General features: G+C 58.3%; 14 protein-coding genes. 6 read left to right on the top strand and 8 right to left on the bottom strand.

Annotated features, from left to right (window positions below; all coding sequences use genetic code 11):
- The first annotated feature begins 395 nt into the window (after window positions 1-395).
- The 3 genes from nrdA to yfaE all read left to right on the top strand — a co-directional run bounded on the left by nrdA (window position 396) and on the right by yfaE (window position 4179).
- A complete protein-coding gene (gene nrdA, locus NYE85_RS11860) occupies window positions 396-2684 on the top strand; it encodes a class 1a ribonucleoside-diphosphate reductase subunit alpha (RefSeq protein WP_259004957.1) in 2289 nt (762 codons plus the stop codon).
- Window positions 2685-2786: 102 nt separating this feature from the next.
- Entirely contained in the window at window positions 2787-3917 is a 1131-nt protein-coding gene (nrdB, locus tag NYE85_RS11855) for a class Ia ribonucleoside-diphosphate reductase subunit beta (RefSeq protein WP_259004955.1), read from the top strand.
- A 1-nt stretch (window position 3918) separates the two neighbouring features.
- Window positions 3919-4179: a class I ribonucleotide reductase maintenance protein YfaE gene (gene yfaE, locus NYE85_RS11850; RefSeq protein ID WP_259004954.1), complete on the top strand. Its 261-nt coding sequence runs from the start codon at window positions 3919-3921 to the stop codon at window positions 4177-4179.
- Between the two features lie 440 nt (window positions 4180-4619).
- On the opposite strand, the gene NYE85_RS11845 is transcribed toward yfaE, so the two are convergent.
- Entirely contained in the window at window positions 4620-5816 is a 1197-nt protein-coding gene (locus NYE85_RS11845) for a nicotinamide mononucleotide deamidase-related protein YfaY (protein ID WP_259004953.1), read from the bottom strand.
- Window positions 5817-6060: 244 nt separating this feature from the next.
- Between NYE85_RS11845 and tyrP the strand changes: the two genes are divergently transcribed.
- Window positions 6061-7269, top strand: a complete 1209-nt coding sequence (gene tyrP, locus NYE85_RS11840) for a tyrosine transporter TyrP (protein ID WP_405050665.1) — start codon at window positions 6061-6063, stop codon at window positions 7267-7269.
- Window positions 7270-7329: 60 nt separating this feature from the next.
- Here the strand turns inward: tyrP and NYE85_RS11835 are convergent, their stop codons facing one another.
- Window positions 7330-7872, bottom strand: a complete 543-nt coding sequence (locus NYE85_RS11835) for a YfaZ family protein (RefSeq protein WP_259004950.1) — start codon at window positions 7870-7872, stop codon at window positions 7330-7332.
- Window positions 7873-8199: 327 nt separating this feature from the next.
- On the opposite strand from NYE85_RS11835, the gene katA reads away from it, so the two are divergent.
- Window positions 8200-9639 carry a catalase KatA gene (gene katA, locus NYE85_RS11830; RefSeq protein WP_309600865.1) on the top strand — a complete coding sequence of 480 codons (1440 nt, stop codon included), beginning with the start codon at window positions 8200-8202 and terminating at the stop codon, window positions 9637-9639.
- Window positions 9640-9687: 48 nt separating this feature from the next.
- Here katA and menE read toward each other — a convergent pair whose 3' ends face one another.
- The 6 genes from menE to menF form a co-directional block, all read right to left on the bottom strand.
- Window positions 9688-11070 carry an o-succinylbenzoate--CoA ligase gene (gene menE, locus NYE85_RS11825; protein ID WP_259004948.1) on the bottom strand — a complete coding sequence of 461 codons (1383 nt, stop codon included), beginning with the start codon at window positions 11068-11070 and terminating at the stop codon, window positions 9688-9690.
- Window positions 11058-12029, bottom strand: a complete 972-nt coding sequence (gene menC / locus NYE85_RS11820) for an o-succinylbenzoate synthase (protein WP_259006310.1) — start codon at window positions 12027-12029, stop codon at window positions 11058-11060. The genes menE and menC overlap by 13 nt, the downstream gene beginning before the upstream one ends.
- Before the next feature lie 11 nt (window positions 12030-12040).
- Window positions 12041-12898 (bottom strand): 1,4-dihydroxy-2-naphthoyl-CoA synthase, encoded by an 858-nt coding sequence (gene menB / locus NYE85_RS11815; RefSeq protein ID WP_259004947.1) that lies wholly within the window; start codon window positions 12896-12898, stop codon window positions 12041-12043.
- 10 nt (window positions 12899-12908) lie between these two features.
- The gene (gene menH, locus NYE85_RS11810) at window positions 12909-13676 is read right to left on the bottom strand and encodes a 2-succinyl-6-hydroxy-2,4-cyclohexadiene-1-carboxylate synthase (RefSeq protein ID WP_259004946.1); all 768 of its coding nucleotides are present in this window, start codon (window positions 13674-13676) and stop codon (window positions 12909-12911) included.
- Window positions 13676-15349, bottom strand: a complete 1674-nt coding sequence (menD, locus tag NYE85_RS11805) for a 2-succinyl-5-enolpyruvyl-6-hydroxy-3-cyclohexene-1-carboxylic-acid synthase (protein ID WP_259004945.1) — start codon at window positions 15347-15349, stop codon at window positions 13676-13678. The genes menH and menD overlap by 1 nt, the downstream gene beginning before the upstream one ends.
- Window positions 15350-15632: 283 nt before the next feature.
- A complete protein-coding gene (gene menF / locus NYE85_RS11800) occupies window positions 15633-16928 on the bottom strand; it encodes an isochorismate synthase MenF (protein WP_259004944.1) in 1296 nt (431 codons plus the stop codon).
- A gap of 285 nt (window positions 16929-17213) precedes the next feature.
- Here menF and NYE85_RS11795 point away from each other — a divergent pair, with 285 nt between their 5' ends.
- On the top strand, window positions 17214-25886 hold the full coding sequence (locus NYE85_RS11795) for a glycoside hydrolase family 94 protein (RefSeq protein WP_259004943.1): 8673 nt from the start codon (window positions 17214-17216) through the stop codon (window positions 25884-25886).
- The last annotated feature ends 65 nt before the right edge of the window (window positions 25887-25951 follow it).

Genomic DNA, 25951 nt, shown 5'->3' with positions numbered 1-25951 from the left:
GACGCCGCCGTCAGCAAAAATGCCTAATTTTTCCACGTTCGGTTCAAAAATGGCCCGTAAAGGGTTTTTAAGAATATTAAATCAGATCAATATGCCGTTTTTTTCTAACGTTTAAGAAATCGGCAATCGATCATGTTTTTACAATCGAGCGGAAAATCTTATCCCGGTTATTGACAAGCCTGCGGGGCCAGACGCGACGCGCATTGCGAACCAACAGCCACAATTCACCCCCAAGTTATCCACAAAATCGAGCCGTTTTGTTCACTTGCAAAGAGGGCTCGTTCTCACTATCTTGTTACCTCACCGACATACACCCCCTATATATAGTGTTTACATACTGAGCAGAGCTACTACACTTTTGGCTGGGAACACTATACGGACAGGTAAAACAGCACATGAACCAAAGTCTGCTTGTAACTAAACGCGATGGCCGCAAAGAGCGCATCAACCTCGACAAAATCCACCGAGTCATCGACTGGGCTGCGGAAGGGTTAAACAACGTCTCGGTATCTCAAGTAGAGTTGCGTTCTCACATCCAGTTTTATGACGGTATCAAGACTGCCGATATTCATGAAACCATTATCAAAGCCGCTGCCGATCTGATCTCGCGCGATGCGCCCGATTACCAGTATCTGGCCGCGCGCCTGGCGATCTTCCACCTGCGCAAAAAAGCCTACGGTCAATTTGAGCCGCCGAAGCTGCACGCTCACGTGGTGCGTATGGTCGAAATGGGCAAATACGATAAGCATCTGCTGGAAGACTACAGCACTGAAGAGTTCGAGCAGATGGACTCCTTTATCGATCACTGGCGTGACATGAACTTCTCCTACGCGGCCGTCAAGCAGCTTGAAGGGAAGTATCTGGTGCAAAACCGCGTCAGCGGCGAGATCTATGAGAGCGCACAGTTCCTGTACATTCTGGTGGCGGCTTGCCTGTTCTCCAACTACCCGCGTGAAACCCGTCTGGACTACGTCAAGCGGTTCTACGACGCGATTTCCACCTTCAAGATTTCGCTGCCTACGCCGATCATGTCCGGTGTGCGTACCCCAACCCGCCAGTTCAGCTCCTGCGTACTGATCGAATGTGGCGACAGCCTGGACTCGATCAACGCCACCTCCAGTGCGATTGTGAAATACGTTTCCCAACGAGCAGGCATCGGCATCAACGCCGGCCGCATCCGTGCGCTGGGCAGCCCGATCCGTGGCGGCGAAGCTTTCCACACCGGCTGTATCCCGTTCTACAAACACTTCCAGACTGCGGTGAAGTCCTGTTCACAGGGCGGCGTTCGCGGCGGCGCTGCCACACTGTTCTACCCAATGTGGCATCTGGAAGTGGAAAGTCTGCTGGTGCTGAAGAACAACCGCGGCGTCGAAGGCAACCGCGTCCGTCATATGGATTACGGCGTGCAGTTGAACCGTCTGATGTATCAGCGCCTGATCAAGGGCGGCGACATTACGCTGTTCAGCCCGTCTGACGTGCCCGGTCTGTACGACGCGTTCTTTGCCGATCAGGACGAGTTCGAACGTCTGTACACCCAGTACGAACAAGACAGCAGCATCCGCCAGAAGCGAGTCAAAGCGGTTGAACTGTTCTCGTTGATGATGCAGGAACGCGCCTCTACCGGCCGTATCTACATTCAGAACGTTGACCATTGCAACACCCACAGCCCGTTCGACCCGCAGATCGCGCCGGTACGTCAGTCCAACCTGTGCCTGGAAATCGCCCTGCCGACCAAGCCATTGGACGACGTGAACGACGAAAACGGCGAAATCGCGCTCTGTACGCTGTCCGCCTTCAATCTGGGTGCCATCGACAGCCTGGACGACCTGGAAGAACTGGCGACCCTGGCGGTGCGTGCGCTTGATGCCCTGCTCGACTACCAGGACTATCCGATCAAGGCCGCTTACCGCGGTGCGATGGGCCGCCGTACGCTGGGTATCGGTGTGATCAACTTCGCCTATTATCTGGCGAAGAACGGCGTGCGTTATTCCGACGGCAGCGCCAACAACCTGACGCACAAGACCTTTGAAGCGATTCAGTACTACCTGCTGAAGGCCTCCAATCGTCTGGCACAGGAACAGGGCGCCTGCCCGTGGTTCAACGAAACCACCTATGCCCAGGGCATCCTGCCGATCGATACCTACAAGAAAGATCTGGACGGTATCTGCCAGGAGCCGCTGCACTACGATTGGGAAACGCTGCGTAAGGAAATTCAGGAAACCGGCCTGCGCAACTCTACCCTGTCGGCGCTGATGCCGTCGGAAACCTCTTCGCAGATTTCCAACGCCACCAACGGCATTGAACCGCCACGCGGTCACATCAGCATCAAGGCGTCGAAAGACGGCATTCTGCGCCAGGTAGTGCCGGAATACGAACGCCTGAAGGACGCCTACGAACTGCTGTGGGAAATGCCGAGCAACGACGGTTACCTGCAGTTGGTCGGCCTGATGCAGAAGTTTATCGACCAGTCGATTTCTGCCAACACCAACTACGATCCAACCCGTTTTGCGGGCGGCAAGGTGCCAATGAAGCAGCTGTTGAAAGACCTGCTGACCACCTACAAGTTTGGTGTGAAAACCCTGTATTACCAAAACACCCGTGACGGTGCGGAAGACGTGCAGGAAGACATGCTGCCGGCCAAAGGCGGTGACGACGACTGCGAAAGCGGCGCCTGCAAAATTTAAGTTTCAACGCTAAGGGCCGAATGTTCGGCCCCTACACTGTTTTCCACGTAGGGGCCGGAGCAATCCGGCCTGTCTCTGTGTGGTTTCAAAGGATTCCGGCTTATGGCTTACACCACTTTCTCTCAGAATAAAAACGATCAGCTGCTCGAGCCGATGTTCTTCGGCCAGTCCGTCAACGTGGCGCGTTTCGATCAGCAGAAACATGAAATTTTTGAAAAGCTGATCGAAAAGCAGCTGTCCTTCTTCTGGCGTCCGGAAGAGGTGGACGTTTCCCGCGATCGCATTGACTATCAGGCGCTGCCGGAACACGAGAAACACATTTTCATCAGCAACCTGAAGTACCAAACGCTGCTGGACTCGATTCAGGGCCGTAGCCCGAACGTCGCGTTGCTGCCGCTGATCTCGATCCCCGAGCTGGAAACCTGGATTGAAACCTGGTCGTTCTCCGAAACCATTCATTCACGCTCCTACACCCACATTATCCGCAACATCGTCAACGATCCGGCGCTGGTGTTTGACGATATCGTCACCAACGAAGAGATCAAAAAGCGCGCGAAAGACATCTCCGGCTACTACGACGATCTGATCGAAATGACCAGCTATTATCATCTGCTGGGAGAAGGCACTCACCAGGTGAACGGCCAGAGCGTGACCGTCAGCCTGCGCGCGCTGAAAAAGCAGCTTTATCTGTGTCTGATGAGCGTTAACGCGCTGGAAGCCATTCGCTTTTACGTCAGCTTCGCCTGTTCGTTTGCGTTCGCCGAGCGCGAGCTGATGGAAGGCAATGCCAAAATCATCAAGCTTATCGCCCGTGACGAAGCGCTGCACCTGACCGGCACGCAACATATGTTGAACCTGATGCGCTCCGGTGCCGACGATCCCGAAATGGCGGAAATCGCCGTTGAATGCCAGCAGCAGTGCTACGATCTGTTCGTTCTGGCAGCCCAGCAGGAAAAAGAGTGGGCGGAATACCTGTTCAGCGGCGGTTCGATGATCGGCCTGAACAAAGACATCCTGTGCCAGTACGTCGAGTACATCACCAATATCCGCATGCAGGCGGTGGGACTGGGCGCGCCGTTTAAAACCCGCTCCAACCCGATCCCGTGGATCAACGCCTGGCTGGTGTCCGACAACGTTCAGGTGGCGCCGCAGGAAGTGGAAGTCAGTTCTTACCTGGTCGGCCAGATTGATTCTGAAATCAACGCCGACGACCTGAGCGATTTCGAGCTGTAAGATGGCGACGCCAACCGTGACGCTGCGTACTTCCGGTACGCAGCTGGCCTGCCCGAACAGTGAACGCTGCCTGCTCGACGTGCTGGAACTGCACGATGTGCAGGTTGAATACCAATGCCGTTCCGGCTATTGCGGTGCCTGCCGACTGAAGCTGGTCAAGGGGGAAGTGGCGTACCAGCAACAGCCGCTGGCGTTTATCAACGACGGCGAAATCCTGCCCTGCTGCTGTATGCCGCTGGCAGATATCGAACTGGAAATCTAATCGGTTGGCAGCCTGAAACCGCGCCTGGAAACCAAACGACGGGGTTGTTACCCCGCCCTATGACTTACCACTTCACATACCGGGTAACGTCATTAGGACAACGATCCCTTTCTGCTAGATTTCCAACCCGCAAAAACGATCTTTGATCATCTATACAAATATAAAAACCATAATATATCCAAGAGCTAACGGGTATGGCGCATGTTTTTATACATGCCTGCCTCCTTGGTGTGAAGGGGCAACCATACCGCTGTCTCGGCGGTATGTGCGGCCCATTCTGATTGAAGGTCAGCCTGGGGCTTTCATCTATCCGCCTTGTCACATCATGCCCAAGACGAACAGTCTCAAGCACCCGCAAGCAGAATAACGGCATTGCCGGCAACGAACATCCCTATCGTATTATGATTACTAAGGGATATATCATTAACACCAACAATTGCCTATTCGATGGTTTCCACAATCTCCAACCAGCCGTTTTTACCGCAGACTTGCCCACCGGCCAGCCAGCGACGCAGCATGTCCAGCGCCAGCATCGCTACCGACTCCTGGCGCAAACGCAAGCCGTGGCGCGACGCGCGATAACGCACGGTTTGGCCAAAACGGCCCTGTGGCGTATACAGTGCGATGCTGACCTGTTCGCCCTGCATGGCGCTCACCGCCAGCGCCAATGAAGCGCCGGTCAGCTGCGCCAACGACTGCGCGCGTGCCAATAGCAGCTCCAGGGTTTCGCTACAGTAATCCGGCAGCAGTTCACCGCCTGCCAGCGGGGCGCCTGCACTCTGTAACTGCAAATTGATCAACCCGGCGCTGAACTGCTCGCTTAATGCCAGTTTCAATCCCCGTTGGTGCAACTGCTCGGCGAGCAACGCCGGCAGGCCAACGGTGCCTTCAAAGATAATGTTATCCCCTGCCACCTGACGCACGCGCTGCCAGGCGCTCTCCATCGCCGTACGCTGCGCAACCGGTCCCGTCAGCTTGAGCTCGATTATCGGGCTGGACGAGCGATAGCCCAGCACCACCTCCGGCGGCAGCGGCATACCGTCCAGTTCGGCAGCCAGGTCGCTTTCAGAGGTGCCAAAAGTGGTCAAACGCAGACACAGTGGCGGTTCCGGTAAGCGAAATCGTTGCTGTAGTCGCGGTAAAATCTGCTGTTCAACCATCACCTTGAATTCCGATGGCACGCCGGGAGTGAAGAACATCCAGCATTTATTCAGTTGCAGAGCAAAACCGCAGGCGGTGCCCACGCTGTTGTCCAGCATCTCGGCATTGGCCGGGATTTGCGCCTGCTTGCGGTTGGACGCGGCCATCGGGCGTCCCCGCTCGGCGAAGAATGCCTCCATGCGGGCGATCCATTGCGGGTGCTCAATCAGCTCAACGCCGGCCGCCCTGGCTGCCGCCAGCGCACTGAGATCGTCACTGGTCGGCCCCAGCCCGCCATTGACGATCAGCACGTCGGCAATCTGGCTACGCTCCTGCAAGGTTGCGATCAGGGAGGAGAGACTATCCCCGACCGTTTCACGCCCGCTCATCGGTAGCCCTTGCTGGAACAGATAATCTGCCAACCAGGCAGCATTGGTATCAATAATTTGTCCATGCAGCACCTCATCACCGGTGCTGAGCATCTCAACCCTTAACATTGATCTCTCCCACATTTTCTGGTCATTCCACTATAGAAGCCTGTAAATAACTTTTCACCGTTGGTGACGGTTTTATTACTGCATAACGCATTTTTTTGCGCTGGCGTGCCGCCCGCAGGATCGTAACGATAACTGTACAGCTCCCGTAACGCTCATTTGACACAAAATCATCGTTCAACTATCCTGCCGCACACTGAATTGATTACCTATAATTTTCCAAAATCATTGGCTGGTAGAGAAAAACGTGAAGAATCGCACTCTTGGCAGTGTTTTTATCGTGGCAGGCACCACCATTGGCGCCGGAATGCTGGCCATGCCACTGGCTGCCGCCGGCGTTGGTTTCGGCGTCACCCTGGCTTTACTGGTCGGGCTATGGTTATTGATGTGTTATACCGCTTTGCTGCTGGTGGAGGTTTATCAGCATGAGCAGGCCGATACTGGCCTTGGTACTCTGGCGAAGCGCTACCTTGGCGGCGGTGGACAGTGGCTGACCAGCTTCAGCATGATGTTTCTGATGTATGCCCTGACCGCTGCCTACATCAGCGGAGCGGGTGAACTGCTGGCTGCCAGCATCAGCCAATGGACCGCGCACAGCGTCCCGACATCGCTCGGCGTGTTGCTGTTCACCGTGGTGGCGGGCGGCGTGGTGTGCATTGGCACTCACTCGGTCGATCTGTTCAATCGCATTTTGTTCAGCGCCAAAATCGTCTTTCTCATCGTCATGCTCGGTCTGATGCTGCCGAACATTCACCAGACCAATCTGATAACCTTACCGTTGGAACAGGGACTGGCGTTGTCGGCCATTCCGGTGATTTTCACCTCGTTTGGTTTCCATGGCAGCGTACCGAGCATCGTTAATTATATGGGCGGCAATATTCGCAAGCTGCGCTGGATATTTATCGTCGGCAGCGCCATCCCGCTGATCGCCTATATCTTCTGGCAGTTGGCGACGCTGGGCAGCATCGGTTCCGATACCTTTGTCGGTATCCTGGCACAGCAGGCAGGCTTAAACGGCCTGTTGCAGGCGGTGCGTGACGTGGTAGCCACGCCGCACGTCGAACTGGCGGTGCATCTGTTTGCCGATCTGGCGCTGGCAACCTCGTTCCTTGGCGTATCGCTTGGGCTGTTCGATTTTCTGGCCGATTTGTGCAAGCGCCAGGATAATGCCCGCGGTCGCTTGCAGACCGGGTTGATCACCTTCCTGCCACCGCTGGTGTTCGCGCTGTTTTACCCGCGCGGTTTTGTGCTGGCGCTGGGGTTTGCCGCCATCGCCCTGTCGGTATTGGCGTTGCTGCTGCCGTCGCTGCTGGTGTGGAAAACCCGCCGCCAGCATCAGGCGCACTATCGTGTCTGGGGTGGAACGCCTGCCCTGGCGTTGGTGTTTATCTGCGGCATAACCGTCATCGCCATTCAACTGGGCATCGCCAGCGGCATGCTACCCGCCGTCGGCTAAAGACAAAGCCGATGTAAAAAAGGCGCGAAGAAATTCGCGCCTTGCACATATTCATACCGCTTAGAAATCCAGGCTGGCACCGAGGTAGGGGCCGTCAGCCAGTACGTTATCGCGCTGGCCGTCCTTCCCTGCCATCTCGATATAACGATAACCGGCCGTCACCGACAATGGACGGAAAACGTTCCAACGCACGCCGGCGTTGGCTTCGGTATAATTCTCCACGCCGCTGGAGAGCGAATCAGGGGCATAATATCCTTCGCCAAACAGTGCGAACTGCTTGCCCAGCGGTAATTGCAAGCCACCGCCGACCGCGACCGCATAACCGTCGTCACCGTCCTTTGGCCCAAGGTACAACGCCTTGCCGCCGACCGTTGCCATCAGCGGCCCGAGTGGCACGTTCAAGCCTAATCCCAACCCGGCGATATCGCCGTCTTTGTCACTATGCGCCCAGTTCCCGCTGACCGCCAGTCCACCCGAGGTGGTGCCAAAACCCACGCCAAGATTGGTGTAGTGCTCCCCTGCTTCGCCGGTAACGCTGATGGCATTGGCCGAGCCAGCCACAAGCAGCAAACCTGCTGCACACGCGACTAAAGTCTTTTTCATTGTATCCTCTTCGTCATTTTTTCATCATCAATGATGTATTAACCTGGTTTGTTGCGCTGGAGAGTGTAACCGAACGATGGCGCAAGATGTTCGGTAATAGGTCAGAAAATCTCTAAATTTTTCAGCAAATTGTAAATAATTGATCCATTTCCGGGCGTTATCGCAACGATAACTGTCACCTATTTGCCGAGGCTAAATAATAGCGTTACAACTAATGGTGACTTTGACAGAGGTCAGGGCGTGATTTCCCCTGCGTCATAGAATTGTGGACGTGAAGTCACCCGAGTATGAGCTGTCACATCTAAATGCAGTACCGTAAAGGAGCACATGATGAGCAAGAAAGGATTGACCACCGCTGCCGGCGCGCCGGTAGTAGATAACAATAATGTCATTACGGCAGGTAAACGCGGACCAATGCTGCTTCAGGACGTCTGGTTCCTGGAAAAGCTGGCTCACTTTGATCGCGAAGTCATCCCGGAACGTCGCATGCACGCCAAGGGTTCTGGCGCTTACGGCACCTTCACCGTCACGCACGATATCAGCCGATACACACGCGCCAAGCTGTTCTCTGACGTTGGCAAAAAAACCGATATGTTTGTTCGATTCTCCACCGTTGCCGGCGAACGCGGCGCAGCGGATGCCGAACGTGACATTCGCGGCTTTGCCATGAAATTCTACACCGAAGAAGGCAACTGGGATCTGGTCGGCAACGACACGCCGGTGTTTTATCTGCGCGATCCGCTGAAGTTCCCGGATCTCAACCACGTGGTCAAGCGCGATCCCCGCACCAACCTGCGCAATCCGGTGTACAAATGGGACTTCTTCTCGCACCTGCCGGAATCACTGCACCAGTTGACTATCGACTTCAGCGATCGTGGCATTCCAAAATCCTATCGCCATATGCACGGCTTTGGCAGCCATACCTACAGCTTTATCAACGCCGACAACCAGCGTTTCTGGGTAAAATTCCACTTCCGTTGCCAGCAGGGCATTGAAAATCTGATGGATGACGAAGCAGAAGCGATCATTGCCAAGGATCGCGAAAGCTCACAGCGCGATCTGTTCGACGCCATCGAACGTGGCGACTTCCCACGCTGGAATCTGCAGGTGCAGATCATGCCGGAACATCAGGCCTCACAAACCCCTTATAACCCGTTCGATCTGACCAAGGTCTGGCCGCACGCCGACTACCCGTTGATTGACGTCGGCTACTTCGAACTGAACCGTAACCCGGATAATTATTTCGCGGAAGTGGAGCAGGTGGCCATGAACCCGGCCAATGTGGTGCCTGGCGTCAGTTTCTCGCCGGACAAAATGTTGCAGGGGCGTTTATTCTCTTATGGCGATGCACACCGCTATCGTCTGGGCGTCAACCATCATCAGATCCCGGTGAACGCTGCCAAATGCCCGTTCCACAACTACCACCGCGACGGCGCGATGCGCGTGGACGGCAACAGCGGCAATGGCCCGACCTATGAGCCCAACAGTTTCGGCCTGTTCCAGGAGCAACCGGACTTCAGCGAACCACCATTAAGCCTCGAGGGCGCCGCCGACCGCTGGAATCATCGTGAAGATGAGGATTACTACAGCCAGCCGCGTGCGCTGTTCGAACTGCTGACGGAGGAGGAGCACCAGCGTATGTTTAACCGCATTGCCGGTGAACTGTCGCAGGTACCGGAAGCGATTCAGCGCCGCCAGATAGAACTGTTCACCAAGGTTCATCCCGCTTACGGCGCCGGCGTCGCCAAGGCGTTGGGCATTCAGTAAGCGTCATCCTGGCAGGGGCGTCATACGCCCCTGCGTTTCGTGGCAACTCTACTGCCGTACCGATTGCGCCGCCCACTCCTGTACCTGCCGCCGAGCCACCTTGATGCCACCGTTTTTCAACGCTTCCGGCAAGCGTAGCAACGCTACCGGCCGCTGGAAATTGGCCAGCCGCGCCTGTGACCAGGCCAGCAAGGCGTCCAGCGTCAACTCCCCCTCCGCCTCGACTACCGCCACCGGCCGCTGGCCGAATTCGGCATCGTCGACCGGCACCACAAACACCTGTGAAATCTGCGGGTGCTCGGCAAATATCCGCTCCACGTCTTCGGGTTGTACGCCTTCGCCACCGCAAAAGAACAGGTTGTCCAAGCGACCGAGAATACGCAGTTCGCCCTGTTCCATCACTCCGCGATCGCGCGTATGGAACCAGCCTTGCCGGTCAACCAGCGGGTGCAGCGCACCGTTGCGCCAATAGCCCAATGCCAGACTTTGCGCACGGATCCATACTTCACCCTCTACCAGCCTGATCTCGCGCCCGGCGAGCGGCAGACCGACGCCCGGCAGCGCATCGGCACGTTTGGCACACACGGTCGACGCCAGCTCCGTCAGGCCGTAGCCACACCAGCAGCGGATGCCCGCCGCTTCGGCCTGTTCGGTCAGCGACACCGGGATCATCGCGCCGCCAAGCAGCACTTCCTTCAGCGAATGCGTGGTCTGCGGCTGGCTGAGCAAGCGCCAAAGCTGCGTGGGCACCAGCGACGCATGACTGCATCCGTCCAACGCCTCGCTCAATGGCCGCATATTGCGCACCGCCAACTGTGCGCCTGCCGCCAGCCAGCGCCAGACGATGCCCTGACCGGAAACGTGGAACAGCGGTAGTGAAAGCAACCAGCAGTCCTGCGGTTGAAAGTCCATCAGCTGCAATACGCCGGCGGCGCTGGCTAAATGCCCGGCAAAGCTGTGCGCCGCGGCTTTGGGCATGCCGCTGGAGCCGGACGTCAGCGTCAGGGTCGCCAATCGCTGGCTGTCCCAGTACGGGATTGTCGGCAGCCGTTGACGGGTAGTCGGCGGCATTAGCGCCTTTACGCCTGCCGGCAGGGTCGGTAGCCCTTGCGGGCTGAAGGCAAACTGCACGTCCAGCTCCGGTAACAATGCGTTCAGCAGTGGCGTTGGCAGTATCGGATTGAACGGCAGCAACCGCGCACCGCATTGCAGTAACGCCAGATAGGCCAGTAACAGCGGATAGCCGTTTTTGCCACACAGTGCCACGCCACAGCCGGGCGTTACCCCCTGAAACTGAAAATCCGCTGCCAGCGCATCAATACGCGATTGCAGCGCCTGCCAGCTGACGCGTTGCCGGCCGACAATCAACGCCGTGTCCTGCGCACGCTGGGCAGCCCAGTGACGCCAGGGCCAGTCGGTCAACGGCGCCATAGGCACTCCAATGCATCGACGTCCAGCAGCGGCAAATCACTTTCCGGCCAGGCACGCAGTAGCTGCGCCTGCATCAGGTTCAGCGTATCCAGCCCCGGCACGGTGTCCGGTGTCAGCCAATGCGCGATGCGCGCCAATTGACTTAGTCCCAGACTGGACTCAATGCTGGAGCTGATCACCGCGGTCAATCCGGCCTGCTGCGCCTGCTGCACCAATTGCCGGCAGCGCGTCAGGCTGCCGGTCAGCGTCGGTTTGATTATGATGGCCGCCACGCCCGGCTCGGCCCGCACCGCAAAACCCGGCTCGCGCACGCTTTCATCCCAGGCAATGGCGATACCGGTTTCCTGCGCGAAGGCGCGTGATTCATCAGGCGTTTTGCAAGGTTCCTCGAGAAAGGCGATGCGGTTGCGCCACGCCGGATTAACGTACCTGGCAAAACCCTCGGCTTTGGCGCGCGTCCAACTGCGGTTGGCGTCCAGCCGCAAGCGCAGGTCAGGCAACGCTTCCAGCAGCACATTGACTATCATGCCATCACGCACCGCTTCATACAGCCCGACCTTGATCTTGGCGACCTTGTCGCCCGGCAGCGCATCAAGTAGCGCAAACAGCGCATCCGGATCGCCGGTACACAGCGGTGCAGTGCGGTAGTCCGCAGCCAACGGCAGGCGTTGCTCCAGCTCAGCCAGGGCGCAACTGATGCCAAACGCCACCGACGGCAGCGCATCGTCGTCCGGCAGCTCCCCGGCCAGCCAGCGCGTTAACCATGCCTGCGTCGCCTGCTGCGCCTGCTCCAGCGTTTCGCTGCTGAATTCAGGCAGCGGCGCAATTTCGCCCCATCCGTGCCGTTCGCCCTGTTGCAGATGCACCAGCAAGCCGTCGCGCGTTTTCAACCGCTGATGGCGCAGTACCACGCCCGCCTCCATCGGCAGGCTGTAGCGATAGACGGCGGCGTTACGCAGTGAGGCCGTCATTACGGATTACGCTTGAATTTACTGAAGTCGGGCTGGCGCTTTTCGTTAAACGCATTGCGCCCTTCCTGGCCTTCATCGGTCATGTAGAACAGCATGGTAGCGTTGCCGGCCAGCTCTTGCAGCCCCGCCTGGCCGTCGCAGTCGGCGTTCAGCGCCGCCTTCAGGCAGCGCAGCGCCATTGGGCTGTTTTGCAGCATTTCACGGCACCAGCGCACGGTCTCTTTTTCCAGATCGGCCAATGGCACCACGGTGTTGACCAGCCCCATCTCCAACGCGGCGGCGGCGTCGTATTGACGGCACAGGAACCAGATTTCACGCGCTTTCTTCTGGCCGACGATGCGCGCCATGTAAGACGCCCCCCAGCCGCCGTCGAACGAACCGACCTTCGGCCCGGTTTGGCCAAAGATGGCGTTGTCGGCTGCAATGGTCAGATCGCACATCATATGCAGCACGTGGCCACCGCCGATCGAATAGCCAGCCACCATCGCCACGACCGGTTTCGGACAGGTGCGAATCTGACGTTGGAAATCCAGTACGTTCAGGTGATGCACGCCGCTGGCATCTTTATAACCGCCGTAATCGCCACGAACTTTCTGATCGCCACCGGAACAGAAGGCCTGATCGCCAGCGCCGGTCAGGATAATGGTGCCAATGCCATCGTCGTAACGCGCATTGCTCAACGCATCGATCATTTCTTTTACCGTTTGCGGACGGAACGCATTGCGCACCTGCGGGCGGTTAATGGTGATTTTGGCAATACCATCGGCGGATTTGTGATACAGGATATCGTCGAAATCGCCGCTGCAGTCTTGCCAGTCAATGGCTGCGTAAAGCTGTTGTTCTGTCGGATAAAGCATGTTCGGTTCCTTAACCTGGGTTAACGAGAAAATCATAAAGCTGTTCGGCAAAATGTTGCGGGTTGGCCAGATGCGCGTTATGGCCGGCGTGCGCAATGGTGCGTAACGGCAAGCCGGCTTCGCGCGTCAGTTGCTGGAATTTGCCATCGTCGGCACCGCACAACACGCGTAATGGCAGGGACAGCTGCTGTAGCAGAGGGACCAGATAAGGCTGACGACCGAGCGAAGTGGCTTCCAGCATCGCGGCCACCGCCGGGCCGTGGTTTGCCGCACGTGCCTCGATGAGCGACGCGCGGTGAACCTCGGTCATTTCGCGAAACACCGGCTGTTGATACCAATCGGCCAGCACCTGCCTGACGGGTTGCTGGCGAAAGCGTGCAGCCCAGCCGGCATCTTGCACCCGACGCTGGTCGCGCAGCACCGGATCGGCCAGCCCAGGATTGCCGCCTTCGATCACCACGCCCTGCAAGCCATGGCTATCGCCGAGGCAGGCGTGGTACATGGCAATCCGGCCGCCAAGGGAGTAGCCCACCAGCCAGTATCGTTCAATGCCGTGCCGTTGCAGGGTGGCAACGATCTGCCGACTGACATCGGCAAAATCATCACAACGCTGATTAACCGACTCGCCATGACCGGGCAGATCAATCGCCAGCGACGGCCATTGCGGGCAACGCGAAGCAATGACCCGCCATTCATTATTATTGCCCAGCAGGCCATGTAGCCACACCAGCCATGGCCGATCGCCGTTTCCCTGCTGCAGTACGCGCGCGGCCAGCATCAGCGTGCCGCCATTTGCTGAACCAGCTGTTGCAGCGTTTCAGCCCCGTCGGCCGGCGGCACCTGCAATTCAATCAGGGTGGCCCCACTGTGGCGCCACCCCTGCTCCACCGCCTGCTGCAGCTGGCCCCAGTTTTCCGCCAGCGCATAATTCAGTTGGAACATCGCTGCCGCATGGCTGAACTCCAGGTTCTGCGGCATACAGTAATAGCGGTTGCGCTCGGCTTCCGGCGTCGGCAACAGCGAGAAAATTTGCCCGCCGTTATTATTCACCACGATCAGCACCGTCGGCGCCGAGCACTGGCGCAACAACGCCAGCGAATTCAGATCGTACAGCGCCGACAGATCGCCGACGATAGCCAGCATCGGTTTAGCGGTAGCACGCTGAACGCCGGCGGCGGTAGCAATCAGCCCGTCAATGCCGCTGGCACCGCGGTTGCCGAACACCGGATAACCGAGCGGCAGCTGGGTCAGCGCGTCGACCAGCCGTACTATCAGACTGTTGCCAAGAAACAGCAGGCCGTTTTCCGCCAGCAGTTCCGGTAGGCGGTGTGCCACCTGCGCCTCACCAAACCGGTTCACCAGATAGTCGGCGACGGCATCGAGCGCGTCGTCTGCCAGCGCCGCCAGCTCTCCGGCCCATGGCGAGCGCGGCTGCGCCGGGTGCAGATCCAGCCATTCTGCCACTTTGGCATGAATGCGACGGCCGCGGTGATGTGCCGGATCGCGTCGGCCGGGCAAATCATCAACCAGCCAGTACTCCTCCGGCCGGCATCGTTCTTGCCACTGCAATACGCGCTTGCCGGTCAGGCTGCTGCCAAACTGAAGCACCAGTTGGGCGTTGTCCAATAAATGTTGCGCCTGCGGCTGCGCCAGCCACAGATCGGCACATGGCAGCGGTTGCCCGGTCTGAGACAATACGTCGCCGATCAACGGCCAGCCCAGCATGCCGGCCCATTCCGCCAATTGCAGTCCCTCGGCAGCGCTCATGCGCCCGGCCACCACCACGCCACGTTTCTGCCGCCAGAAGAACCAGTCTGGCTGCTTTTGTGGTTGATGCGGATCCAGTTGGCGCAGCCACGGATGGCTGTCATGCCACCACTCGCCCAGCGCGTCCGACCAGTCGGCGTCTTCGCGCTGGTCACCGCCGTACAACGGCTCGGCAAACGGGCAATTGATGTGCAACGCGCCATGCAGCAATTGCGCCATGGCGCTGTCGACGGTGGAAACCAGCCAACTGGCGGGAATATCCGGCGTCGGACGCGGCAGCTCAATGCTCTGCGCCGGATGGCTGGCATACAAACCGTTTTGTCGGATCGCCTGATTGGCACCGCAGTCAATCAGCTCGGGTGGACGATCTGCGGTCAAAAACACCAGCCGTTCGCCGGTCAGGCCGGCTTCTATCAGTGCAGGATAAAGGTTGGCCGCCGCGGTACCCGAGGTAACGATCGCTGCCACCGGTTCGCCGGTGGCTTTTGCCAGCCCGAGCGCCAAATGGCCCAATCCGCGTTCATCAAAATGCGTGTGGCAAATAAAGGCCTTGTTCGCGGCCGCCGCCAACGTCAACGGCGTTGAGCGCGATCCCGGGGCGATACAGACGTGCCGCACCCCGTGGCGAGCCAGCGCTTCCAACAACAACGCCGCCCAGCGGCGATTAAAAACACTTGTCGACATAGTTCGCTCACACGTCAAAAAAGAGGCTCGGCTTTAGCAACGGCTAACCGTGTTACTTCACCGGATTTATTAACCTGAATTATATAAGTAGTTATCACGATAACTATTGCGCCAGCGCAATAACGCCATTTATCTCTGTAGAGCGATGAACACGCACCACCACTGTCGATCAATTTTGGCGTAAACAACGGTTTGTTTTTAAACAAAAAAATAACAAAAAACCTCTATTTATATCACAAAATAGTAAAGTTGGTTAACAGCCGCGTAATCATGGCGACAGCGCTCATTCCAGGCTCTCAGGCTGCAACAGCGAACGCAGGCTCGCGGCCTTGTTTTCGATTTCCAACCACTCTTCGGCAGGATCCGACCCGCTGACGATGCCCGCGCCAGCGTACAACTGCAGCTGATGTCGATCTATTTGGCAGGAGCGCAACGCCACACAGAATTCTGACTGGGCCAAGGACAGATAGCCGGCCGACCCGGCGTACCAGCCGCGGGAAAAAGGCTCATGCGCCATAATAAACGCGCGTGCCGCCTGACGTGGCAAACCGGCGACCGCCGCCGTGGGCTGTAGGCGCGTCAAGCAGTCCGCATCGTCGGCCGCATGCAGTTGTCCTTCAATACGTCGCCGTAAATGCTGCACCTTGCGCAAACGCACAACGTCCGGCGGCAGTACATCTACCGCCCGGGCGCCGCCTTGCAGGCGCTGGCAAATATCGTCGACCACCAGCAGGTTTTCATGCTGATTTTTGGCATCGCCCAGCAACCACTGAGCCAGCAACCTGGCCTGCTGATCGTCCTGATGACTGGCAACGGTGCCCGCCAGCGCTTCGGTCAGCAACCGCACGCCGCACCGTTGGTACAGTCGCTCCGGACTGGATCCGAGAAACGCCGAATCGGCGGCAAAGCGCATCATGAAATGGTAGCAGTGGTGATTGACCTGGCGACTGGCGGCCATCAGCGCCGGTGCTGACAGCGGCTGTGCCAGCGTCAGACGGGTATTGCGCGCCAACACCACTTTGTCCATTTGCTGGCGTTCAACGGCGCTCAAGGCCTGTTGCAGCATGCTTTCCCAACCGCTGAAGTCCGGCCGGTGGCGTACCTCCAGCACCTCAACCTGCAACGGCATAATGGGCAATGCCGCCCGCAGCGACGTCAATACGCCGATGGCCGCCTGCGCGTCCTGATCCAACGCCACATCAGAAAACAGGTTCAGGGTCAGTTCGGTTCGGTTGCCGCGCGTCAAAATCTCCAGCCGCGGTAAAATCAGCATGGCACTGGCGTCAAAACCATTCAGCCCCCACAAGCGGGCCTGCGGGTGACGCTGCAAAAACGCCTGCGCCGTTCTCGGGTCGGCAAATTGGCGCAGTGCGCCGCACACCGCTGCTTGTTCATGTTGTTCGCGATGATGCCAATAAAACTGTGGGAAGCACGGCTGTGCCGCTAGCCACTCCAGCAGGCTATCGCTCAGCCGCTGCGGAACAGGTAGGGAAAATTGCCGAAATCCAGGCTCTGAGGGCAAATTCTGTTCAAGCTGCTGACGTAACCGCCGCAGCAACGCTGAAAGTTGTTCCACCATTACCTCATTAACCAAACGCAATGTAAGGAATTATACGGTAAATCCCTCCTCGCGGGCGGAAAAATCCTAACTGCCGGCGCCTACCCTCCCGATGCAATTGATTATAAAACCTAAAGTTTTAGCGCAAAAAAACGCCAATCCAGCATTCTGTGACTATACTGAATGGGTATGTTCCTGCCCGTAGTGAGCTATCACCAGATCTTACTGGTGCTGAAATCAGGATGCTCGCTCTCTCCCAGCGGTGATCACCGGCTGTCCTTTGGGTCAGATGTAAGGAGCTTTTGTGTGAAAGAAAAACTAATCAATTGGTTAAATAAACGACAAAAAGGTAAAAACCGTCAATCTACCGTTAGCCGGCGCCCATCGGCCGCGTCGAACAACCACGCCGGCAACATCAAGGCGGAACTGTTTTCCGTCGATCAAATGGAGCGCTACGGCCAGCGGCTGGCGCGGTCACACAAGCTGGCGACGCGAAAATCCCCTTACTATCTGTTGAAACGGCTGGACGACAATGAGCGGGTTTTGGCCGAAAGCTGCCACCAGCTCAGCAACGGCAAAAAGACCAGTATGACCCCGGCTGGTGAATGGTTGCTGGATAATTATTATCTAATCGAAGAGCAGATCCGCGTGGTACGCCACCATTTGCCGAAAAACTTTGGACGTGGACTGCCGCAGTTAGCTGCACCACACCACTGCCCACGTATTTATGACGTCGCCACCGAGGCCATCGCCCATGGCGACGGACGTTGGGATGCAGAAACCCTGACGCGCTATATCGCCGCTTATCAAAAAGAGGCCAACCTGACGCTTGGCGAGCTGTGGGCGCTGCCAGGCATGCTGCGTCTGGCGTTGATTGAAAATCTGCGCCGCGTAGCGGTTGAAGTGGCACAGGCGCAGCAGGAACGCAACCTGGCCGACAGTTGGGTGAATAAAATGCAGGAAGCGGCAGAAAACGATCCCGCCAACCTGATCGTGGTGATCGCCGATATGGCGCGCTCCAACCCCCCACGCACCAGCGCCTTTGTGGCTGAACTGGTGCGACGTCTGCAAGGTCACGGTACCATGCTGGCACTGCCGTTGACCTGGGTCGAACAGCGCCTGGCTGAAGTCAGCCTGACCTCCGATGAATTGATCCATCGCTTCAACCAGCAACTGGCGGTCAGTCAGCTGTCGGTCAGCAACAGTATTTCGGGGCTGCGCCAACTGAGCGAAATGGACTGGGCCGAATTTGTTGAAACCATGAGTCAGGTCGATCAAACCCTGCGCGAAGATCCGGCCGGCGTCTATCCGATCATGCATTTTGACACCCGCGACCAGTACCGTCACGTGATTGAAATGCTGGCGCGGCATTGCGCGCGCAATGAAGTAGAAGTGGCACAGCATGTATTGAACATGGCACAAGCCGCAGCCGAAGATCCCGCCAGCGATCCGCGCAGTCACCATATCGGTTATTTCCTGATTGACGATGGCAGGCCGGAACTGGAACAGCAGCTCGAGGTGCGTCTCGGCCGCATTACCCGCCTGCGCCACGCCCTGAACCAGGCGCCGCTGCTATCCTGGCTCGGCAGCCTGAGCCTACTGGCCACCGCCTGCTGCGCAGTGCTGTTGCGCCATAGCCATAACAGCGGCGTCGGCTGGCTGGGGCTAACGTTGCTGCTGCTGCCTCTGGCCATCGTCATCAGTCAATTCGTGCTGAACGTACTAAGCGAGGTAACCACCCGTAGTCGAACGCCACAACCGCTGCCGAGGCTCGATTTTTCCTGCGGTATCCCCGCCGAGTTCCGCACCCTGGTGGTCATTCCAACGCTGATCGGCAGCAAAGACGCCATTGACAAGCTGGTCAATGCCCTCGAGGTCTGTTATCTGGGCAATGCGATGAAGCATCTGCACTTTGCCTTGCTCACCGACTTTAACGATCACCAACAGGCCCGACACCCGCAAGACGAGCAGTTGCTGAATTATGCGCGCCAACAGATGACCGCCTTGAACGCCCGCTATGCCAGCGAGGGCCCGAGTCATTTCTTCTTATTCCACCGCGATCGCCAATGGAATCAGCAACAGGGCGTCTGGATGGGCTATGAGCGCAAACGCGGGAAGTTGAATGCGCTAAATGACTGGCTGCGTAATCGCGACAATGCGTTCAGCGTGCAGATAGGCGAAGGCAAAGAGGTGCTGAAAAACGTCAAGTACGTTATTACCCTCGACAGCGACACCGTCATGCCACGCGACTGCGCTCACCAGCTGATTGCCGCCATGGCGCACCCGCTCAACCAGCCGCAGTATGATGCCAACCAGCAGCGGGTGGTGGAGGGCTACGCCATCCTGCAACCGCGCATGGCGGAGGAGATCCCCCGTTACGGTCAGGGGCGATATGCCGCGTTGTGCAGCAGCATCCCCGGCAACGATCCTTACACCCTGATGGCGTCGGATATCTATCAGGATCTGTTCGGCGAGGGCTCGTTCGTCGGCAAGGGCATTTACGACGTCGATGTGTTCTCCCACAGCCTGAAAGGCACCTGCCCAGAAAACCTGGTGCTGAGCCACGACTTGCTCGAAGGCTGCTACGCCCGCTCCGGCCTGCTGAGCGATGTGCTGCTGTACGAGCAGTATCCCAGCAACTATCTGGTCGACGTCGCGCGACGCTCACGCTGGATCCGCGGCGACTGGCAATTACTCAACTGGCTACTGCCACGCGTCGCTACCGAAGGAGGCAAGCGGGTCGCCAATCCGCTTAGCGCCCTGTCGCGCTGGAAACTGTTCGACAACCTGCGTCGCAGCCTGGTGGCGCCCAGCCTGCTGATTTTGCTGTTCTGCGGCTTTGTCTGGCTGCCGGACACCCTTTACTGGCTGACGGTATTTTTGCTGATTCTACTATTACCGACCGCATTGGCGCTGTTACAGGACGCAATCCGCAAACCGGCACGACGACCGATGCTGCAACATGGACAATTGGTGCTGCAGGGCGCGCTACGCCGACTGTCGCAGGTCGGCTTGCGGCTGGCGACGCTGCCGCATGAAGCCGCCTACAGTCTGCAGGCCATCGGCGTGACCCTGTGGCGCTTGCTGGTTAGTCGGCGCAAGCTGCAAGAATGGACCAGTTTTGACCAGACGCAGGGCAGAGTGCAGGTTACACGGGAGAACTTCTACCGCACGATGTGGTGTAACCCGTTCGCCGGGCTGCTGCTATTGACGCTCACCACGCTGTACAATCCGATGGCACTATTGATTAGCGTACCGTTTGCCGCACTGTGGCTAGCGGCCCCCTATCTGCTGTATTTCCTCAGCCAAACGCCGCAGCGCAGCAAAACCGCACTGGATCCGCAACAACACCGTTTCCTGCGCCGCACCAGCCGTGAAACCTGGGCATTTTTCGCCACCTTTGTCAATCAACAGGAAAACTGGCTGCCGCCGGACAATTTTCAGGAAACACCAGAGCCGGTGGTAGCACACCGCACGTCTCCAACCAATATCGGCCTATCGCTGCTGGCCAACCTGACCGCCTATGACTTTGGCTATCTGACGCTGAGCGCCGCGCTGCAACGCACCGAACTGACGTTGAACACGCTGGATCGCATGGAGCATTATCGCGGCCACCTTTACAACTGGTACGACACCCGTACGCTGGAGCCCTTGAACCCGCGCTATGTGTCGAGCGTTGACAGCGGCAACCTGGCGGGCCATTTACTGACGCTGAGCGCCGGCCTGCCGGCATTGATGCACCAACCGGTCATCGATCCGCAGCGCGTGTTGAACGGGTTGGAAGACACGCTCGAACTGCTTGAACTGCAATGGGCCGACGCGGCGCCGAAGGCGTTGCATAAACTGCGCAAACATTGGCAACAGGCGCACCATGCCCACCCCGCCGCGCTGTTCGGTGAACTGAATGCCATGCGCCATGCCTGCAACAGCTTGCAGGAAGCGGCGCTGAGCCATGACGAAGATACCCGGCGCTGGGCCGGCGCGCTGCATCAGCAGCTTAACGATCTGTGCAACGAATGGGCGCAGTGGTTCAGCTGGCTGAGCGACAGCATGCCGGAACTGGAGCAGCTCCCCAGTCTTCACTGGCTGGCCAACCCGCCACGGCAGTTGACCCTGTCAGCGGAACAGCAAACCCAATTGGCCACCGCCAGCGCTTTGGCCAGCCAGCGGCTGAGTCAGTTGCTGCAGTTGCAGCAGCGGCTGGAACAGATGGCACAGATGGATTTCCATTTCCTGTACGACACCGCCACACACTTGTTGACCGTCGGTTTCAACTGCGATCTCAATCGCGCCGATAGTGGTAAATACGATCTGTTGGCGTCGGAAATCCGTCTGACCAATTACGTTGCCATCGCCACCAATCAGTTGCCACAGCGCAGCTGGTTTGCACTGGGCCGCCTGTTCACGCTGATCGACAACGAACCGGCGCTGATGTCGTGGAGCGGCTCGATGTTCGAATACCTGATGCCGCAGTTGGTGATGCCTGCCTATCCCGACACGCTGCTGGTGCAAATGTGCCGCACCGCGGTAGAACGGCAAATCGCCTGGGGCAAGGAGCGTGGCGTACCCTGGGGCATTTCCGAATCAGGCTACTTTGGCTTTGACGCCCAGCAAAACTATCAATATCACGCCTTTGGCGTACCGGGTCTCGGCCTGCGGCGCGGTTTGGGCGACGACATGGTAATTGCGCCCTATGCGACCCTGATGGCGTTGATCGTCGATCCCGACAGCGCCTGCAACAACCTGCTGGCGCTGGAAAAGAACGGCGCCAAAGGGCGTTACGGCTTTTACGAAGCGCTCGATTACACCACCTCACGCCTGAGCCGCGGTCAACTGTACGTGATTATTCGTTCCTATATGGCGCACCATCAGGGTATGGGGTTCCTGGCGTTGTCGCACCTGCTGCTGGACGCGCCGATGGTGGAACGCTTCGCGCAGTATCCTGCATTTCAGGCCACCCGTTTACTGTTACAGGAGCGGGTGCCGGACGCCGTCGAGCTTTACAGTACCCGCCGGCACTTTGAAACCCACGAGGGAACGCTCAAACCGGCCAGCTTCAGCGCGCGCGAGTTCAGCCGCGTCGACTCGCCGATCCCGGAAGTGCAGCTGTTGTCCAATGCCAACTATCATCTGATGCTGACACAGGCCGGCGGCAGCTACAGCCGCTGGCAAAATCTGGCGCTGACCCGCTGGCGCGAAGACGGCACGCGCGATAACTGGGGCGCCTTCTGCTACCTGCGTGACACCCAGACCGGCGAAGTCTGGAGCAATACCTGGCAACCGATCGGCGGCGCGGCAAAAAACTATCGTGCGGTATTCAACGACGCCGGGGCAGAGTTTCAGCGCAGCCAGGGTTCAATACAGATTAAAACGCAAGTGGTGGTGTCACCGGAAGATGACATCGAACTGCGCCGCCTGACGCTAATCAACCGCGGCAAGCAAACGCGCACGCTGGAAGTCACCACCTACGCCGAGGTGGTGTTGGCTCCGGCCAATAACGATTTGGCGCATCCGGCGTTCAGCAATCTGTTTGTACAAACCGAACTGCTGCCGGAGCAGGAGGCTATCCTGTGTCATCGTCGCCCGCGCGAGCCGAAAGACAAATCGCCATGGCTGCTGCACATGATGACGGTGCAGGGTCAAGGCAGCCGGGCTTCGTTCGAAACCGACCGCGCCAAATTCCTTGGTCGCGGCCGCTCGCCGGCCAGCCCGCAGGTCATGCACCAGAGCGAGCCGCTGAGCAACACCGCCGGCCCGGTGATCGACCCGATTATCGCCATCCGCCAGCGGGTGCAACTGGAACCGAACGTGCCACTGACGCTGGATATTTTTTATGGTGTATGTGAAGACCGCGCCGCCAGCCTGGCGATGCTGGAAAAATACCGCGACCGCCATCTGGCCGATCGTATCTTCGAGCTGGCCTGGTCACACAGCCAGGTGGTGCTGCGCCAGATCAATGCCAACGAGGAGGACGCAAATCTGTTCAATCGGCTGGCCAGCGCGGTGATCTTCCCAACGCAGGAAATGCGCGCTGCCAGCAGTGACATCATCAACAACCGGCGCGGTCAATCCGGTCTGTGGGGCCATTCGATCTCCGGCGATCTGCCGATCGTGCTGCTGACGGTAACCGACAGCGACAATATCGGTCTGGTGCAGCAATTGGTGCAGGCACACAACTACTGGCGGCTGAAAGGGTTGCGGGTGGATCTGGTGATCCTCAACGAAGACGCCGGAGGTTATCGTCAGGAGCTGCAAAACCAGATAATGGGGCTGATCGCCGCCGGACTGGAGCCACAAACCGATAAACCGGGCGGTATTTTTGTACGCACCAGCGAGCATATGTCGCAGGAAGATCGCACCTTGCTGTTCAGCGTGGCGCGCGTGTATCTCGACGATCGTCGCGGCGGCCTGACCGAACAACTCAACCAGCGGCTGCAGATGCCGCAGACCCTGCAACAGCCGCTGGCCCCCACCCATGCCTCTGCCAAACTGACGCTGGAAGACCAACCACAGCGCAATTTGCATACGCCACAATTACCGTCATTCAACGACTTGCAATTTTTTAACGGGCTCGGTGGTTTCACGCAGGATGGTCGCGAATATCTGATTGCAATGAATGAAAGCAAGGTTACGCCGGCCCCCTGGTGCAACGTGATTGCCAACCCGATGTTTGGCACGGTGATTTCGGAAAGCGGTCAGGGGTATACCTGGTATGAAAATGCCCATGAATATCGGTTGACGCCATGGGATAACGATCCGGTTGGCGATCGCAGCGGCGAAGCATTTTACCTGCGCGACGAAGAAAGTGGCCACCTGTGGTCACCAACCCCCCTGCCCGCCAGCGGTCGTGGCCATTATCTAACGCGTCACGGCTTTGGCTACAGCGTGTTTGAACACCGTGAAACCGGCATCGACAGCCAGCTTAGCGTGCTGGTGGCCAAGGATGCACCGGTAAAACTGTTCCTGCTGACGCTGACCAACAACTCCGGCCGTACGCGCAAACTGTCCGCCACCGGCTACATGGAATGGGTGCTCGGAGACCTGCGGCAAAAATCCGCCATGCATCTGGTAACCCGCGGCGTCGAGCTGGAAAATGGCCTGGGGATCCTGGCCACCAACCACTACGGCAGCAGCGGTTCCGAACGCACCGCCTTCTTCGGCGTGACCGGCGCACACTGCTCGATTACCGGCGATCGGCGCGAATTTATCGGCCGTAACGGCTCGCTGGCCGATCCGGCGGTGCTGAAACTGCGCCGGCTGTCCGGCAAGGTCGGTGCCGGGCTGGATCCGTGCGGCGCGGTGCAGTCGGCGATCGGCCTGATCGATGGCGATCAGCGCAGCTTTGTGTTTGTCCTCGGGCTGGGGCAAAACGCCGATGAAGCAGACGCTCTGCTGCGCCGTTACCTGCATGAAGATGCGCTGCAAGAGCAGTTGCAACAGGTTCAGCAGCACTGGAAACAACTGTTGGGCAAAGTGCAGATCCAGACCCCGCTCCCGGCGGTCAACCTGTTGGCCAATGGCTGGTTGCTGTATCAGACGCTGTCTTGCCGTATTCAGGCTCGCAGCGGCTATTACCAGTCCGGCGGCGCATTCGGCTTTCGCGATCAGCTGCAAGATACGCTGGCGCTGAGCCATGCCATGCCGCAGCGCATGCGCGAGCAGATTCTCCTGTGCGCTTCGCGACAGTTTATCGAGGGAGACGTACAGCACTGGTGGCATCCGCCGCAGGGCAACGGGGTGCGCACCCGCTGTTCCGACGATTATCTGTGGCTGCCGCTGGCAATCTGTCATTATCTCGATACCACGCAAGACGATAGCATTCTGGAGGAAGAGATCGGATATCTGCAGGCACGCCAGCTGGCGCCGGGTGAAGAGTCTGCGTATGAACAGCCGACCGCCAGCAGCGAAAAGGAAACGCTGTATCAACACGGCGCGCGGGCGCTGAAGCATGGCCTGACCTTTGGCGAGCACGGCCTGCCGCTGATGGGTGCCGGCGACTGGAACGACGGCATGAATATGGTCGGGCTGGAGGGGCGTGGGGAAAGCGTCTGGCTGGGCTTCTTCCTGTTCCATATTTTGCAGCGCTACGGCAGGCTGGCGGAACGGCGTGACGATCGGCAACTGGCAACCCTGTGTCGCGAACAGGCCGCAACGTTGAAGAAAAATCTGCACGATCACGCCTGGGACGGTGAGTGGTATCGCCGTGGCTATTTCGACAGCGGGGAACCGCTCGGTTCGCATTCAGCGAACGAATGTAAAATCGATGCCATCGCCCAGAGCTGGTCGATCCTGTCGGGAGGTGGTGAGCCGGCGCGCAGCCAGCAGGCGATGCAATCCCTCGATCGTCATCTGGTTGATACAGACGCCGGGTTGATCAAACTGCTGACGCCGCCGTTCGACGGCAACGGGCCCAACCCCGGCTACATTCGCGGTTACCTGCCCGGGGTGCGCGAAAACGGTGGCCAGTATACACACGGCGCGGTGTGGGCGGTGATGGCGTTCGCCGAAATGGGCAACCTTGAACGCGCATGGGAATTGATGGCCCTGATTAACCCAATCAACCACAGTCTCGACAGCGCCGCCGCCGAGCGTTACAAGGTGGAGCCATATGTGGTAACCGCCGACATTTATGCCGTCGAACCCCACGTCGGCCGCGGCGGTTGGAGCTGGTATACCGGCTCCGCCGGCTGGATGTACCGGCTGATCGTCGAATCGTTACTCGGTCTGAAACGCTGCGGCAATGCCCTGAGCATCGACACGCGCCTGCCCGCCGACTGGTCCAGCGTGACCATTGACTACCGGGAAGGCAACAGTGAGTATCACATCACGCTAAGCCAGGGCGACGCTGAAACGCAGGTGATGGTCGACGGTGAACGACAGCCCGATGCCACCATCCCGCTCAGCGACGACGGCGCACACCATCAGGTGGAGATCAAGCTGGGCAACGCGCAAAAAAGCGGGCAACAGCAAAGCGCATAAACCAACAAAACCGCCATGGAAGGCGGTTTGAGGTTGATGGCAAAGCTGCCTGTTGGAACGAGATA

Source organism: Serratia sp. AKBS12, from assembly GCF_024793895.1.
Taxonomy (GTDB): Bacteria; Pseudomonadota; Gammaproteobacteria; order Enterobacterales; family Enterobacteriaceae; genus Serratia_F.
Note: the sequence above shows the minus strand (reverse complement) of the source record. Positions and strands in the feature narration are given on the sequence as shown.

Bases quoted from the DNA above. Each gene is read 5' to 3' on its own strand.
- NYE85_RS11835 (WP_259004950.1), bottom strand. From the start codon at position 7,872: ATGAAAAAGACTTTAGTCGCGTGTGCAGCAGGTTTGCTGCTTGTGGCT.
- menD (WP_259004945.1), bottom strand. From the start codon at position 15,349: ATGTCGACAAGTGTTTTTAATCGCCGCTGGGCGGCGTTGTTGTTGGAA.
- katA (WP_309600865.1), top strand. From the start codon at position 8,200: ATGATGAGCAAGAAAGGATTGACCACCGCTGCCGGCGCGCCGGTAGTA.
- nrdA (WP_259004957.1), top strand. From the start codon at position 396: ATGAACCAAAGTCTGCTTGTAACTAAACGCGATGGCCGCAAAGAGCGC.
- menF (WP_259004944.1), bottom strand. From the start codon at position 16,928: ATGGTGGAACAACTTTCAGCGTTGCTGCGGCGGTTACGTCAGCAGCTT.
- nrdB (WP_259004955.1), top strand. From the start codon at position 2,787: ATGGCTTACACCACTTTCTCTCAGAATAAAAACGATCAGCTGCTCGAG.
- menH (WP_259004946.1), bottom strand. From the start codon at position 13,676: ATGCTGGCCGCGCGCGTACTGCAGCAGGGAAACGGCGATCGGCCATGG.
- menB (WP_259004947.1), bottom strand. From the start codon at position 12,898: ATGCTTTATCCGACAGAACAACAGCTTTACGCAGCCATTGACTGGCAA.
- yfaE (WP_259004954.1), top strand. From the start codon at position 3,919: ATGGCGACGCCAACCGTGACGCTGCGTACTTCCGGTACGCAGCTGGCC.
- NYE85_RS11845 (WP_259004953.1), bottom strand. From the start codon at position 5,816: ATGTTAAGGGTTGAGATGCTCAGCACCGGTGATGAGGTGCTGCATGGA.
- menE (WP_259004948.1), bottom strand. From the start codon at position 11,070: ATGGCGCCGTTGACCGACTGGCCCTGGCGTCACTGGGCTGCCCAGCGT.